Source organism: Roseibium sp. 10G30-5, assembly GCF_055809635.1.
The window spans coordinates 1,635,001-1,649,544 of record NZ_CM147918.1; the positions used below are offsets into that span (position 1 = coordinate 1,635,001).

General features: G+C 55.6%; 8 protein-coding genes, 1 tRNA gene, 8 pseudogenes and 1 riboswitch (1 of these 18 only partly in view). Of the genes and pseudogenes, 5 read left to right on the top strand and 12 right to left on the bottom strand.

Features of this window, described 5'->3' with window-relative positions; translation table 11 throughout:
* The 7 genes and pseudogenes from AC0L7U_RS08245 to AC0L7U_RS08275 all read right to left on the bottom strand — a co-directional run.
* A pseudogene (locus AC0L7U_RS08245) lies at positions 1–85 on the bottom strand (CheR family methyltransferase) (it extends 782 nt beyond the left edge of the window).
* A pseudogene (locus tag AC0L7U_RS08250) lies at positions 82–1,295 on the bottom strand (protein-glutamate methylesterase/protein-glutamine glutaminase). Before AC0L7U_RS08250 ends, AC0L7U_RS08245 begins: the two co-directional pseudogenes overlap by 4 nt.
* A gap of 21 nt (positions 1,296–1,316) precedes the next feature.
* Positions 1,317–1,682, bottom strand: a complete 366-nt coding sequence (locus tag AC0L7U_RS08255) for a response regulator (RefSeq protein ID WP_473695225.1) — start codon at positions 1,680–1,682, stop codon at positions 1,317–1,319.
* Between the two features lie 33 nt (positions 1,683–1,715).
* Positions 1,716–2,195: a chemotaxis protein CheW gene (locus tag AC0L7U_RS08260; RefSeq protein ID WP_473695226.1), complete on the bottom strand. Its 480-nt coding sequence runs from the start codon at positions 2,193–2,195 to the stop codon at positions 1,716–1,718.
* Positions 2,192–4,902 (bottom strand): annotated as a pseudogene (locus AC0L7U_RS08265) (hybrid sensor histidine kinase/response regulator). Before AC0L7U_RS08265 ends, AC0L7U_RS08260 begins: the two are co-directional and overlap by 4 nt.
* A gap of 134 nt (positions 4,903–5,036) precedes the next feature.
* A pseudogene (gene chpT / locus AC0L7U_RS08270) lies at positions 5,037–5,682 on the bottom strand (histidine phosphotransferase ChpT).
* A 102-nt stretch (positions 5,683–5,784) separates the two neighbouring features.
* Positions 5,785–6,246 (bottom strand): YHS domain-containing (seleno)protein, encoded by a 462-nt coding sequence (locus AC0L7U_RS08275; RefSeq protein ID WP_473695228.1) that lies wholly within the window; start codon positions 6,244–6,246, stop codon positions 5,785–5,787.
* A 146-nt stretch (positions 6,247–6,392) separates the two neighbouring features.
* Between AC0L7U_RS08275 and AC0L7U_RS08280 the strand changes: the two are divergent.
* From AC0L7U_RS08280 to AC0L7U_RS08290, 3 genes and pseudogenes are all read left to right on the top strand, one after another.
* A pseudogene (locus AC0L7U_RS08280) lies at positions 6,393–7,009 on the top strand (DUF1134 domain-containing protein).
* Between the two features lie 94 nt (positions 7,010–7,103).
* Positions 7,104–8,507, top strand: coding sequence for a hypothetical protein (locus AC0L7U_RS08285; protein ID WP_473695230.1), 1,404 nt, complete (start codon positions 7,104–7,106; stop codon positions 8,505–8,507).
* Between the two features lie 236 nt (positions 8,508–8,743).
* Positions 8,744–9,517 (top strand): DeoR/GlpR family DNA-binding transcription regulator, encoded by a 774-nt coding sequence (locus tag AC0L7U_RS08290; protein WP_473695232.1) that lies wholly within the window; start codon positions 8,744–8,746, stop codon positions 9,515–9,517.
* 143 nt (positions 9,518–9,660) lie between these two features.
* Here the strand turns inward: AC0L7U_RS08290 and AC0L7U_RS08295 are convergent.
* Positions 9,661–9,736 (bottom strand) — tRNA-Glu (locus AC0L7U_RS08295).
* 87 nt (positions 9,737–9,823) lie between these two features.
* On the bottom strand, positions 9,824–10,207 hold the full coding sequence (locus tag AC0L7U_RS08300) for a hypothetical protein (RefSeq protein ID WP_473695234.1): 384 nt from the start codon (positions 10,205–10,207) through the stop codon (positions 9,824–9,826).
* Positions 10,208–10,238: 31 nt separating this feature from the next.
* Between AC0L7U_RS08300 and AC0L7U_RS08305 the strand changes: the two are divergent.
* Together AC0L7U_RS08305 and rpoH are read left to right on the top strand one after the other, a co-directional pair.
* Positions 10,239–11,232, top strand: a pseudogene (locus AC0L7U_RS08305) (RluA family pseudouridine synthase).
* 180 nt (positions 11,233–11,412) lie between these two features.
* Positions 11,413–12,323, top strand: a pseudogene (gene rpoH, locus AC0L7U_RS08310) (RNA polymerase sigma factor RpoH).
* Between the two features lie 171 nt (positions 12,324–12,494).
* On the opposite strand, the pseudogene AC0L7U_RS08315 reads toward rpoH, so the two are convergent.
* The 3 genes and pseudogenes from AC0L7U_RS08315 to AC0L7U_RS08325 form a co-directional block, all read right to left on the bottom strand.
* A pseudogene (locus AC0L7U_RS08315) lies at positions 12,495–13,440 on the bottom strand (ABC transporter substrate-binding protein).
* 158 nt (positions 13,441–13,598) lie between these two features.
* Positions 13,599–14,021, bottom strand: coding sequence for an ABC transporter permease (locus AC0L7U_RS08320; RefSeq protein WP_473695236.1), 423 nt, complete (start codon positions 14,019–14,021; stop codon positions 13,599–13,601).
* Positions 14,022–14,078: 57 nt separating this feature from the next.
* A complete protein-coding gene (locus AC0L7U_RS08325) occupies positions 14,079–14,252 on the bottom strand; it encodes a hypothetical protein (RefSeq protein WP_473695238.1) in 174 nt (57 codons plus the stop codon).
* Positions 14,253–14,386: 134 nt separating this feature from the next.
* A riboswitch (TPP riboswitch) is annotated at positions 14,387–14,494 on the bottom strand.
* Between the last annotated feature and the right edge of the window lie 50 nt (positions 14,495–14,544).

Consider the following 14,544-nt stretch of genomic DNA (forward strand, 5'->3'; position numbering starts at 1 on the left):
ACCAGATATTGCTTGTCGTTTGAAAGCACCAGCCCAGAGCGCTCTTTCAAAAAGTCTTCAGAAATTCAAAATCGGCCGGTGTCATCTGGCAGTCCCTTTCAGAATACGCGAAACTTTGGGTCCGATTTCAGGCAATGGCAAAACTTCATTACACATGTTCGTATGCGCCGCAGCCCCCGGCATTCCCCAGACCACACTCGTGGCTTCATCCTGGGTCAGAATGTTACCGCCGGCCTGGGCAATCGCCCGAACACCTTCAGCTCCATCATGCCCCATACCCGTCAGGATCACACCAAGTGTGGCGGATCCATAAATCTTCGCCACACTGTTGAACAATGGATCAACGGCTGGCTTGCAGAAATTAACCGGCGGTTCGTCCGTCAGACGGATCTTCACCACGGTGCCTTCCTTTTCCAAAATCATGTGCTTTCCGCCTGGCGCAACATAGATTTCGCCGGGACGCAGCAATTCTCCGTTCTCACCTTCCTTGGCAGGGCGCAGAGAAACCTTGCTGATGTGTTCAGCCAGAATAGCCGTGAACGTCGGCGGCATGTGCTGCGTGATAACCACCGGCACATCCCCCATGGAACTGCCAACTTCCTTCATCATCTGCTGCAAGGCCTGAGGGCCACCCGTGGAGGACCCAATAGCAAGAATACGCGGACGCGCGCCCGTATAAGGCCGCGTCTGAAAGGTTGCGCCCCGTCCAGGAGGAACAGCCCGCGGTGTCGCAGCCACTTGCGCAGCCGTTCTCGGGCGCGCAATCGGAGCCGCCTGCGAAGCCTGACGACCAGCCGTTGTGGATGCACGCATAACCCGGGAGGCCCCGCGCATACGCACGGCACGCGCGCCCAATGCCTTAACCTTGTCGATCAACTCGCGACGGAAGTCGACCGATGTGGTCACTTCCGACGTGCTTTCAGGTTTCGGTACGTAGTCGGCAGCCCCCAATGACATCGCCCGCAGCGAAATTTCAGCATTTCGCCGCGTCAGCGTCGACGCCATGATGACCACTACAGGTCACGTTTCTTCGCCAACATGAGCGGCAACGCCGTCATGCCATCCATTTCCGGCATCTCGATATCAAGCACAACCACATCCGGGTTGCTTTTCTCGATGTCTTCGACCGCCAGCTTGCCGTTCCGGTGCGACCCCACGACAGTGATATCGCTATCGGCATCAAGCCAGCGGCTCAACAAGCCGCGGATGACAACAGCGTCATCAACAACCATGACCCGGATTGCATTTGTCCCGGGGGTTGTCCCCGCCGTGAGAGTTCTTTGCGCAAATGCCATGAACGCGTTCCAGTCGCAGAGTTAGATAAGCCCGACTTCCTGAAATTTCGCTTCCACGATTTCCCGGTCAAATGGCTTCATGATGTACTCATTTGCGCCAGCGCGAATCGCGCGCGCAATATGGGCAACATCGTTTTCCGTCGTGCAGAAAACGACGATCGGCTTTTCGCCGCCCTCTTCGGCACGCAGGCTCGTCAGGAATTCCAATCCGTCCATCACTGGCATATTCCAGTCGAGCAGGATCGCATCTGGCATATGCTTGCGACATTCGTCGAGCGCAAGCTGCCCGTCTTCTGCTTCCGTGATCTCAAAGCTCATATCTTCAAGAATTCGACGCGCGACCTTTCGAATGACGCTCGAGTCATCCACAACAAGGCAAGTTTTCATTTCCCAATACTCCGTTGAAGACCCGGGCTTTGATTATGCCGCTGCGACCGGTTCGGTGAACATAGAGCCCAGCAGGCGGGCGACATCAAGAATGACCATCAAACGCCCGTCAAGGCGATGGACCCCTCCCGAAATCTCGGCCCAGCGCCGATCTAGATTGGATGGGTTCGGTTCGATGGAATCTGCCGGCAGGTTCAAAACCTCTCCGACAGTGTCAATCACAAGCCCATAGCTCTCATGTTTATATTCAATGCCCACGGCCATCATCTGCCCTTCATCCCTTTGCGGGAGGTGCAGACGACGACGCATGTTGATAGCTGTCACGATGCGGCCACGCAGATTCAACACACCCGCGACTTCCGGAGCGGAGAGCGGCACGCGCGTGACACTCTCAGGCACAAAGACATCGTGAACCTGGGAAATCGGCAGTCCGAACAACTGCCCACCAATGATCACAGTGACGTACTGAATCATATGATGACCAGCGGTGACGCTTGTATCGACAGTCGTCATGCGGCAACTCCCATTTCACCCGAGAAGACATCTTTCAATGCCGCGATCAGACCAGGCCGGTCGAACTTGGCAACGTAATCGTCAAAGCCAGCCTGACGGCCACGCTCAATAGACGCCGGAGTGACCAGCGACGACAGCGCCAGGATCGGGATTTCCCTGAACCGTGGATCGCGACGAAGCGTTTCACAGAACTCGAAACCGTTGATCTCGGGCATTTCGATGTCGCTGACAATGGCATTGAACGACGCGCCATTCTCCAGCAGTTCCAAAGCCTGCTTCACGGAAGAACACGTTGTCACATCGTAACCGGCAGCCTTGAGAACAGGGGTCAGCATGTTACGGAAGAAAGATGAGTCATCAACGAAGAGAACCTTCTTCGTCAGCGAGGAAATATCCATTTCCTTTCGCATGAACCAATCTTCAAAGGCCTGCGGCAGATAGAAGCCAAGGTCGATGATTTCCGTCGCGTGTTCCTTGACGATCGCGGACCCCAGAACGCCCGGGCGCTCAGAACCGACCTCAATATTCATGCGATCCTCGACAATATCGACGATCTCGTCGACCACCAGCCCCATGGACCGGCCACTGTCGGAGAACACCAGCATCGGCTGTGTGCCTTCAAGCTTATGCTGTCCGCATCCATCGATGTAGACAAGCGGCATGAGAGCGCCACGGTACTGAACCAGATCGCGTCCGTTGGAACGCTCGATCTTGGACACCTCAAACTCTTCGAGGCGTGTCACCAGTGACAAGGGAACAGCTTTCGGTTCAGGCGATCCGGCGCTGAACAACAGCAGCGACACTGTCGACTGGCTGGATATTGTCCGAGCGTGGAGATCTTCTTCGATTTCCTCGTTCTGCTCCGCAATAGCGCTGGTTGCATGGCTGGCCATAGCACCGGCGATGCCATTCGGGTCAACAATCATGATCACCGAGCCATCGCCCAGAATGGTGTTGCCGGAGAACATTGTCAGATTGCGCAGCATCGTCGACATCGGCTTGACCACGATTTCTTCCGTATGGAAGACACCATCGACCACGACACCGAATGTCTGGCTACCGACCTGCATGACCACAATGAAACCATTGTCCTTGTCGAGGGATTCATCCGCATCACTTTCCTCGGTCAGACCGAGCAAGTAGGACAAATGAACCAGCGGCAGCAACTTGTTGCGCAAGCGCAGGACCGGCGTGTCCTTAATGCGCTCGATACGATGTTCGGAATTGTTCTGAACACGAACCAGCTCAACAACCGAAAGCTGCGGGATCGCAAAACGATCGCCACCAGCCTCGACAATCAACGTCGAGACAATCGCCAGCGTCAGCGGGATCTTGATAATGAAGCTCGTACCCTTTGCGGGAACCGAGCGCAAATCAACCGTACCACCGATGACTTCAATGTTGTTACGCACAACGTCCATGCCCACGCCGCGTCCGGAAACGCTGGTGACCTGCGGCTGCCGTCGAGAATCCGGCAGAGAAGATGAACTTGTGGATCTGGGCATCCGTCATCTTGTCGATTTCGGCTTCGGTCGCCAGACCACGCTCCAAAACCTTGGCCTTGATCCGATCGACGTCCAGTCCCTTACCATCATCCCGTACTTCGATGATGATATGACCGCCTTCATGATATGCAGCAAGCGTAATCGTGCCCTTGTCCGGCTTTCCGGCGGCGCGACGTTCTGCTGGCATTTCAAGACCGTGGTCAGCCGAGTTGCGAACCATGTGGGTCAGCGGGTCCTTGATCATTTCAAGAACCTGCACGATCCAGTTCGGTTTCAGCCCCGACCATCTCCAGTTCGATTGGCTTTTCCAGTTCCTGGCTCAGATCACGCACAATGCGCGGCAGCTTCTGCCAGGCGTTGCCAATCGGCTGCATGCGGGTGGCCATAACGCCTTCCTGCAATTCCGCAGTCACATTGGAAAGGCGTTGCAGCGGAACCTTGAATTCGCTGTCTTCATGACGACGCACGATTTCCAGAAGCTGATTACGTGTCAGCACCAGCTCGGACACCATCGTCATCAGATGTTCCAGAGTGTCAACGGCGACACGAATGGACTGATTGGAAACGGATGAACCACCAGATTTCTTTTCAGCGGCTTCAGCTTTGGCCGGAGCTGGCTTCTTTTCTTCTGCCTTGGGCTCAACCTTGGCTGCCGGAGCGACCTCAGGAATCACGGGTTCTTCAACAGCCGCTTCGACCTCGACTTCCGTCTCTCGGAAGGCGCGTTCAAGTTCATCAAGCGACACTTCACCTGGCCGCAGGGCGCGTTCTTCGACAACCGGCTCAGGCTCAGGTTCCTTCACCGCGCCAGCTTTTGCGGCATCGGCGCTGGTCGACATGCGCTCAAGCTCGGAAATCAGATCGCTGTCATCTCCGGCTGGCTCATCGCCTTCTGCGGCTTCAAGCTCCCCGATGATGTCCTTGATCCGGTCAATCGAATTGAGAATGAGAGAAACAGCATCCTGTGTCACTGCCGCGCCTTCGCGGAACTTGCCCATCAGCGTTTCCGCTGCGTGGGCAATTCCTTCCAGACGGGGCAGCCCCAGAAAGCCACAGGTCCCCTTGATCGTATGAACAAGGCGAAAAATGTTATCGAGAATCTTCGCATCGTTGGGGTCTTGCTCGAATTTAACGAGCTCAACGTCAACTACATCCAGACTTTCGTTTGTCTCAGTAATGAATTCCCTGAGAAGGTCGTCCATGGCCTGCTCTCACCCGACTTGGTTACATACCCTGCGCCCAGGACCGGGCAACAGGAGGAAAATGTCCATGTCTTGAAGGTGAAGCGAAACAGTTAAGATAGCCTGAAACAGGTCTATCCTTTTAGATCAGAAGTTTAGGCGACAGGAACCGCTGTTATTTTTACGGTGTCTACTTCCTTAACAATATCGATCTTCATGTCACTTTCGCGCGCCAGAAGCAATGTGTAGATCGGCTGAACGGAATGCGCATCCACCCGCTCCGGCTCTTCGCCAGACAGGGTTTCCTTCATTCCAAGAGGTATACGCGGATTGACGCCACTGGCGGTCAGAACAAACGACGGCTTCTCTGGCACCCCTGTCATCTCGACAACAATTTCGCCCCCACGCGGCACGCACTGGTTGGCAATCAGGATCAGGTTAAGCAGCATCTTCACGAAGTTTTTAGGCATCAAATGGCGTTCAAGACGCCAATCGAGATTGGATTTCTCGTTTTCCATGAAGCCGGTCGCCACAACCTGCGCGTCACCCATATCAATATTGGCGCCGGCGGATCCCGCCGCGCCAAAGGCCAGGCAGGGCAAATTGCAACTTGGCGGACGCCTGTCGGGCACTCTTGCGGATCAGATCCATGGCGAACTCGCGCATGTCTTCGGATCCCTCCTCATCCAGCACTTCCAGGCCATTGGTAATGGCCCCGACCGGAGAGATGATGTCGTGACAGACACGGCTGGCAACCAGTGCCGCCAGATCGAGGGAGGTGATGTCTTTGAGTTCGGACATGGCGTTTCAAAGGTCTTTCGGAAACGAGGCCAGATTTACGATTCGATTAAACATCATCAGGGATACACAGGCAAACAGCCCGTGCCAAGCCAAAGTGACACACTACTTGTGCGGTTCACACTTCAATTCCTTGGCGTTATCCCCTGCCCGTTTCATCAATTCGGCTTCATTGGCCAAAAAGAGGAACCGATTCACGACGCTGTGAAAAAACACGAGCTTCTTGTCAACCATAGCAAAGATTGATGGATTGCCGGACGCGGCAAAGCCCTGGGCCAGAGAATACGCCCCACAGGCGGCAAATACTGGAGCATAGATCGTCGGATCTCGCTTGAAAGCCGCCATGTTGCCCTGATTGAGGAACTTCCACGACGTGCCCCTCAGGGACAGCGTGAATTTTTCCAGCCCGCTTTCCGGGTAACCATCAATAAAATAGGCGACCGGGTCAAATCCTTGAATGGCATAGCCAGAGATTGGATCCGGGACGAAGGGGGATGGTCGTGCCATCACGGGCGTAGCAAGTGTCACGCAGACAAGAGCGGCACTTGCGCCAGCAACCCGCACCATGCGCCTTAAATGTGTCCTATTTTCAGTCCATCGGAACATGGCATTCATTTCAAATTATCGCTTCCAGAGAGAATCCCTCACTATGGTTAACGATTTCTACACCATAGGGGTATGTTCTCCGGGGAGTGTGCCGCAAGGCTTTTCTGATGGGAGAAACACAGAAAATGAATTCTCTAAGCCGTTTCAGGATCAGAGATTTGGCTGTTTCCGCCTGTCTTTTGATCGCCGCCAGCCTGATGCCGACAATGGCCTCGGCTCAGACGACGAACCAAGGGCGAGGCGACACCTACGGCCAGGATGAAATCGTCGCGGCAGGACACAAGTTTTTCGGAGCAATTTCCGGAAGTCTGGCGACCGTGATCGAAAAGGCATTTGATCGCTACGGTGAACCCAACGGCTATATTCTCGGCCAGGAAGGCTCCGGGGCAATTGTCGCAGGCGCAGTCTACGGCGAAGGCTATCTTTATACCCGCAACGCCGGCAACCATAAGGTGTTCTGGCAAGGACCCTCTATCGGATGGGACTTCGGTGGCAACGGATCGCGCGTCATGATGCTGGTCTACAAACTGCCCAATATCCGCGACATGTATCAGCGCTACGCTGGCGTCAATGGCTCAGCCTACGTCATCGGCGGTGTTGGCATGACGGTTCTGTCGAACCACGACACGCTGGTTGTTCCAGTCCGCGCCGGCGTTGGCGCACGTCTGGGGATCAACATGGGCTATCTCAAGTTCACTCGCAGACCGACTCGAACCCGTTCTAAAAGCCAGTTTGCCGGCGCCGTTTCCGGCGGGGGAATTGACCCTCTGCCCTATTGATGGGAAGCTGATTCCTGTCTGATAACCATGGAGCAAGCCGTGATCGCGCCGGCAATGTATATAATTCTTGGCTTTTGCCTTGCCAGCCTGATCGGATTGGCTCTCCTCCCGGTTTTTTACGGGCGCGCCGTGCGCCTCACCCGCGAAGCGATGCAGGCGGTCAATCCCTCCAGCTACCGCGAAGTTCAGGCCGCGATTGACGCGACCCGCGCACGCCATGCGCTGGAGGAATTACGCCTCGACCGACTGCTCGAAAAGGAACGCAAGACCAGCGTTGAGCACCGAATTGAGAGCGGGCGTCTGGCACGCGAGCTCGCGGACCTTCGTCGCACGAGCGACCGCAAGATTTCCCATCTGGAAAAAGAGCTGACCCGAATATCGGGCACGTCCACCGCAGATGGCGCAGGCGCGCCGGGGATAGACCTTTCTCAGCAATCAGCGGCAAGCCTGCCCTTCAATCTGAGCGAGGCCGAAGAGGAACTAAGCGCAGCACGTGAAGAAATCCGCCGCCTCAATGCTGTCCTCGACAGCTCTGCTCCAACAGAAACCAATCAGAATGCCGTGCTTCTAGACCTGACGCGGACCACCGCACTGGAAGCAGAAGTGGCAGCGCTCAGAGCCCGCCTGACGGTTCAGTCCCAGTCGGAAGCTGGTCTCCCAACAGAGGGAGCCGACCCCGAAGCTATAACGCACCTGGAGCAGATCATTGCCGATCTTGAGGCACGCCTCATCGAAAGCGATGCGCAGCAAATTCGAGCACGAACCGAGATCCGACAATTAACTGCACGTCTCCAAACACGCGAAGAGGGTGACACGTCCGAAAGCAGCGACCTAGAGACAACCTTGCAGCAAGCCAATGATGCCAATGCGCGCCTTGAGGCGCAATTGCTCGAACGCGGCCGGGCCGTAAAACGGGCGGAAACCCAGGTCCGCCAACTGCGTCGGGATCTGCGCGCCCTCCCCGAACTTGGCAATGTGCATCAGGATTTGCTGCGCCTCACGCGCCAACTGACCGAAGAGCATTCTCCCTTTTCGGAAACGGCCGCCCGATTTGCCCGCAACCTGTTGCACCCAGCAGGTGCGAAAAAAACCACATCCTCTTCTGACACAAAGAGCGCCGCAGACGGATCGTCTGCAAAGACACCAGACGCAACCGCAACGCCATCACAGACCCCTGCCACGAGCGCTCATGTCGGCAGTCTGATCAGCAAGATCGTCAAGTCGAGCGCCAAACGCGCGCCTGCGACACCGGCTGCGGACGCCAATCCCCTGCCTGCGCAGAAAGATGCAAAGGCAAAATCCAGCAGCGCCACGGCGGACATCCCGTCAGCCAGTGAAAATGGTGATACAGGGACACAGACAGGCAGCAACGCCCAGTCAGACACGTCAGCGGATGAGACTGCCTCACCCAAAAAAACGGCGGGTCGACGCGACGTTGCGTGACATGCCGAACGTCTCCGACACCCGGCCTTCTCAGACGCCCGCCCGTGCGGCAGGTCGACATTTACAGCGCGCGCAGGACGTCTTTTGCATGCTTTCACGGCATAAACCTGCGAACAGGTCCGACATGACCCGGATCTTTCACTGGCGCTTCGTGCTACACAGGGTGGCGTGGAGATGGTCGCCTTTGACCATGCAATGCTTTATTCCTTTGATTGACCTATTAGAAATTCGACAAGATGCTCATCGCTAGACACAACATGATCCTGGAGCTGGCCCGTCAAAACGGACGTGTCAGTGTTGATGATCTGTCACGCCGCTTCGACGTCAGTCCGCAGACGATCCGCAAAGACCTCAATGAGCTCTGTGATCGTAAGCTTCTGGCGCGCACCCACGGCGGCGCACTGTTGTCATCGGGAACGGAAAACCTGGGGTATGAAGCGCGCCGGATCATTTCCAGCGTTGAAAAGAATGATATCGCCAAACAGGTGGCTGCAATCATTCCCGACAATGCGTCAATGTTCGTCAACATCGGCACGACAACAGAGGCAGCGGCACAAGCACTGCTGCAACATCGCGGCCTGATGGTTGTCACCAACAACATCAATGTGGCGACCCTCATGCGCGGATACAGCCAGATTGAAGTCATCCTGGCCGGCGGTGTTCTGCGCCACTCAGATGGCGGCATTGTCGGCGAAGCGACCGTGGACTTCATCAATCAGTTCAAGACCGACTTTGCCATTATCGGTGTCTCTGCCATCGACGAAGATGGCACACTGCTGGATTATGACTATCGTGAAGTGCGTGTGACACAGGCCATCATAGAAAACGCCCGCCACGTCATTCTGGTCGCAGACAGCACCAAATTTGACCGCAATGCGCCAGTTCGGGTCGGCCACATCTCAATGGCCCAAACCTTCGTCACTGACCAGTGTACCTTGCCAGCGATCCGCGAGTACGTTCGCCTCAACGAGATTGAGATGATCGAGACCAGTCCATTTCGAGGAGACTGACGGCAGCGGTCCTGCGCAAGTATTTTTTCAAATGAGGTTCATGATCGACGCGAAACGCAAGGCAAAGCATCGTTCGCGCGCAACGTACAAGTTTTTTCATGATGATATGAAAAGGAAACATGCGACCACCTTGCGAAGGAAGGTGGTACGCCCAACGGGAATCGAACCCGTGTTTCCGCCGTGAAAGGGCGGCGTCCTAGACCGCTAGACGATGGGCGCGCGGTAAGTCGAGAACCTTGTCTCAACCCGATGAGGGAGCTAATAGAGGTCATAGCTCCCCGGTGCAAGTCATGAAATCGAGAAAATTCAATTGTCCTGTTTATAACCTCCAGGAACCCCGGAAATCAGGCTCGTCGTCCCAACCGACTTTCCTGTGATCGCGTCGAAGTGCATCAGCTTGAAAATTCCATCCTGTCGCACGAGCAGCACGAGCTGACCGCCTTCCAGCGCCATATCGACAACCTCGGTGTTCTTGCCGATATTGATCGTGTCTGGCACCGAGATTTTTGCCGCGCTGTGTTCGGAATGGTTGATCTTGTAAAAGATAGCTGCGAATACAGCGATAAATCCAAGAACCATGACAAGGGATGAGCCGGCCAGAAGCCTTCTCAATTTTCCCTGGATGCGGGCAACAGCCGGATCCAGCTCCTGCTCTTCCTGTCTCTTGTCGTTACGCTCAGGTTGTTTCATGAAAGACGTCACTCCCGAAGATCTGGCCGATATGGACGGGACCTTCACATGCAAGGTTGAACCGGACGATGCCGGCAAGAGACTGGATGCCGTATTGGCATCCAAGCTGGATACACTTAGCAGAAATCGCGTCCAGGCTCTGATCCGCTCAGGCGATGTGACCGTGGACGGGCGCAAAGTAGAGGAGCCCAAATACCGGGTCAATGAGGATGAAACGCTGTTTCTGACGCTTCCCGAACCGGAAGATCCAGAACCGCAGGGAGAGGCCATTCCCCTCAGCATTGTCTTTGAGGACGATGACCTCATCGTCGTCGACAAGCCGGCAGGTCTCGTTGTGCACCCGGGTGCCGGCAACTGGACAGGTACGCTGGTCAACGCGCTGATCCATCACTGTGGCGACACGCTCTCCGGTATTGGTGGCGTACGACGCCCCGGCATCGTACATCGACTGGACAAGGATACCAGCGGCCTGCTGGTTGTGGCCAAGACAGACCGCGCCCATCAGGGACTTGCTGCCCAATTCGCCGACCACGGCCGTTCCGGTCCGTTGCAGCGCGCCTATTCAGCACTCGTCTGGGGCGCGCCGTTCAGCCACAAAGGCACTATCAACACCAATCTGGCGCGATCAAACGCCAATCGGCAGAAAATCGCGGTGGTCAAGACAAGTGGGCGCAATGCCATCACCCATTGGCAGGTGAAAGAACGATTTGGCCCCAAGGATCAGCCTGCCATTGCCAGTTTGGTGGAATGCCGATTGGAAACAGGGCGCACCCATCAGATCCGTGTTCACATGAGCCATATCGGTCATCCGCTGATCGGAGATCCGGATTATGGTGCAGGCTTCAAGACCAAGGTCAATCGGCTGGAAGAAAACGTCCGTGACGGCATCAATGCCTTCACCCGTCAAGGCACTCCATGCCGGTCTTCTGGCCTTTGAGCATCCGGTCTCCGGAGAGACGATGAATTTTACAAGCCCATTTCCTGAGGATTTTAGACAGCTTTTGGAAACCTTACATAAAATTTAGAAACCTTTTCCAATTCAAGCCCTCCAAAAACCACAAAAGCAAACTTATATTTTTAAGGCGGGCCAATGAACGGCCGCGTCTTTTATGCGTTTGCCTTAGCAGAAGGCGACGAGACATCTATTTCCGGTCTCGTCGTCCACCCAAAGGGAATGCTATCTCGGGAGAAAGGGGGCGCATTTTATGGCCCAGAACATACCGATGTTAACAGCCGGGGAAGGTGGCCTGAGCCGCTACCTCGACGAAATTCGTAAGTTCCCGATGCTGCAACCGCAGGAAGAGTACATGCTCGCCAAGCGGTACAAGGAACACGAAGACCCAGGCGCTGCCGAGCGCCTCGTCAATTCTCACCTGCGCCTCGTTGCAAAGATCGCCATGGGCTATCGCGGCTACGGCCTGCCGATTGGTGAAGTGGTATCTGAAGGCAATGTGGGCCTGATGCAGGCCGTCAAGCGCTTCGAGCCAGACAAAGGGTTCCGCCTGCAGCAACCTATGCCATGTGGTGGATCAAAGCGGCTATTCAGGAATATATCCTGCGCTCCTGGTCTCTGGTCAAAATGGGCACAACCGCCAATCAGAAGCGTCTGTTCTTCAACCTGCGTCGCCTCAAAGGTCGCATTCAGGCGCTGGAAGAAGGTGATCTGAAGCCGGAACAGGTTCAGGAAATCGCTACAAAACTTGGCGTCAGTGCTGAGGAAGTGATCTCCATGAACCGCCGTCTGGGCGGCGATGCCAGCCTTAACTCTCCGATCCGGGCAGAAACCGAATCCGGTGAGTGGCAGGATTGGCTGGTGGATGAGAGCGAAAATCAGGAATCTCTGCTGGCAAAGCAGGAAGAACTGGATGTTCGCCGCAAGATGCTGTCCGACGCCATGGACGTTCTGAACGACCGGGAACGCCGCATCTTTGAAGCGCGCCGCTTGGCAGAAGACCCGATGACACTGGAAGATCTCTCCGGAGAATTTGGTGTCAGTCGGGAGCGCGTGCGCCAGATCGAAGTTCGCGCCTTTGAAAAGGTACAAAAAGCGGTCAAAAACAGCGCCACTGCGCTGGAACAGCAGCAGACAAACGCACTGGAACACGCCTCCCATTAAGGGCAGGCCTGTTCCGGGTGCACGCTCTGCAAGCGTGAGCAGTCTCCCGCACACAACAGAAGAACCGGGCTTAGCGCCCGGTTTTTGTTTGTCTACCAGACTATCCGCCTGAATTCTCCGCACCTGACACCTCACGATGAGATGCTACAGGCATGGAAAACCGCGAGAGAATCAGCGCAGTTCGACAGCGTAATCACTGACAGGCTGCACCGTCTTGATAAGCCCCTCGCCGTGCAGGAACTCTGCGAACCGCTTGTAACGACCTGCATCCAAGGCAGCCGGACGCTTGGCGAAACGTGGCAGCGTATCGAACCAAGGCCTTGCGATTCAGCTTGTCGTTCAGACTTGGGTACGCCTTGATGAACTCTTTCCACGCAGCTTCCGGGTGATTTGTCAGATAAAGCGTCGCCTTTTCAATCGCCGCCAGGAACTTGGGAAACCGCGGATCCTTGATCTTGTCCTTGTTGGCAATAAAGATCAGCTCGTCATAAGGCGGCACCCCGTGTTCCTCGGGGAAGAAAGCCCGACCCGGCGTTCCTTCGGCAGCCATCTGGTTGAGCTCGAAATTACGATAACCACCAATGAAGGCGTCCACCTTGTCGGAGAGCAACGACGGCGTCAGTGAAAAATTGACGTTGATCAGGTCAACATCCTTCATCGTCAACCCTGCCCCTTGCAGCATCTTGTGCAGCATCGCATCTTCCATACCGGAGACCGAATAACCAATGCGCTTGCCCTTGAGGTCCTTCAAGGTCTTGATTGGACCATCTTTTTTGACGATCACGCAGTTCAACGGCGTGGAGATCAGGGTGCCGATCCGCATGACCGGCAGGCCTTCTTCAACCTGCGAGTTCAATGTCTGCTGATAGCTGACCGCAATATCACCCTTGCCCGCCGCCACGAGTTTCGGTGGCATGGACGCATCCGCAGGCTCGACGAGGTCAACAGCAAGCCCCTCTTGCTTGAAGAAGCCGTGGGTTTTGGCAATGACAATCGGTGCGTGGTCCGGATTGACGAACCAATCCAGCAGAACTGTGAGCTTTACCGTGCCGGATGCTTCGGACGCATCAGAAGACGCCGCACGGGCTGGAACGGTGGCGACCAACAACAAGAACATCAGGCCGGTGATGAGAGTTTTCAAGAGAACCTCCAAAGGGTCTGGTCCGTCTGCCCGTCAGCTTTCCTGCTGCCAGGGCACAAGACGGCGCGTGAGCACATCAACACAGAAACGTAAGATGAGAACCATCACGGCCAGCAGGAACAAGGCAGCGAACATCATGTCCGACTGCATGCGGGCATTGCTTTGCAACATGATAAAGGCAAGCCCCCCTTGGCACCAACCCACTCGCCCACAACTGCGCCGATCGGAGCAAAAACCGCAGCAATCCGTACTCCAGATGCCAGCGCAGGCAGCGCCGCTGGAATACGGAAATAAGCAAGCTCTTTGACCCGTGAGACACGGTAGAGACGCGCAAGATCAACCAGTCCTTCATCGACACGACGCAGACCGTCGTAGAAGGACGACGTGATGGCAAAAAAGATGATCAGGACCGCCATGACAGCTTTAGACGCAAGGCCAAACCCCAACCACAACACCAGGATGGGTGCAATGGCAAAGACCGGCAGAGCTTGTGACACCAGCACGATAGGCAGAACAGCCCGTCGCACCAAAGGTGAAAACCACAAGATAAGCGCCAACAGACTGCCTGCCGCCACACCGAAGACAAAGCCGACCAGCGTTTCATAGGTCGTCAGTCAGGCGTGGTAGAGCAGGAAAGGCCAGCGGTGGATGAGGACCTCGGCAACGGCCAGGGTCCAGGCGATCATGTATTTCGGGATATCCAGCACACGGACGAAAACCGCCCAGAAAGCTGCAAAACCGGCACACCACAAACCAGCACGAAGGATACGTGAGAAAACATGCATCATATCAACTCTGCTCCAGCACACGATGCGGAGCAGAAAATGTCGACAGATACACAAGCACGCAGGGCGCGCGACAAAATCCACATAAGGATCTCCCGTCTTCGGACAAGCCGAAAGTGACACTGGAGATCCGGGAAAGGCTAAAGGTTTTCCGTCCCTTCGCCGGCATGACCCGGATCAGGTTCTAAGGGTTCGGCATCTCGCCATCTCAGTTCCTGCTTGCAGGAACACCCCTCGGACCAAGATGCAAGATGCCCCGCCTTGCCGGAAAAAGCAAGACGGGGCATCAAAGTTC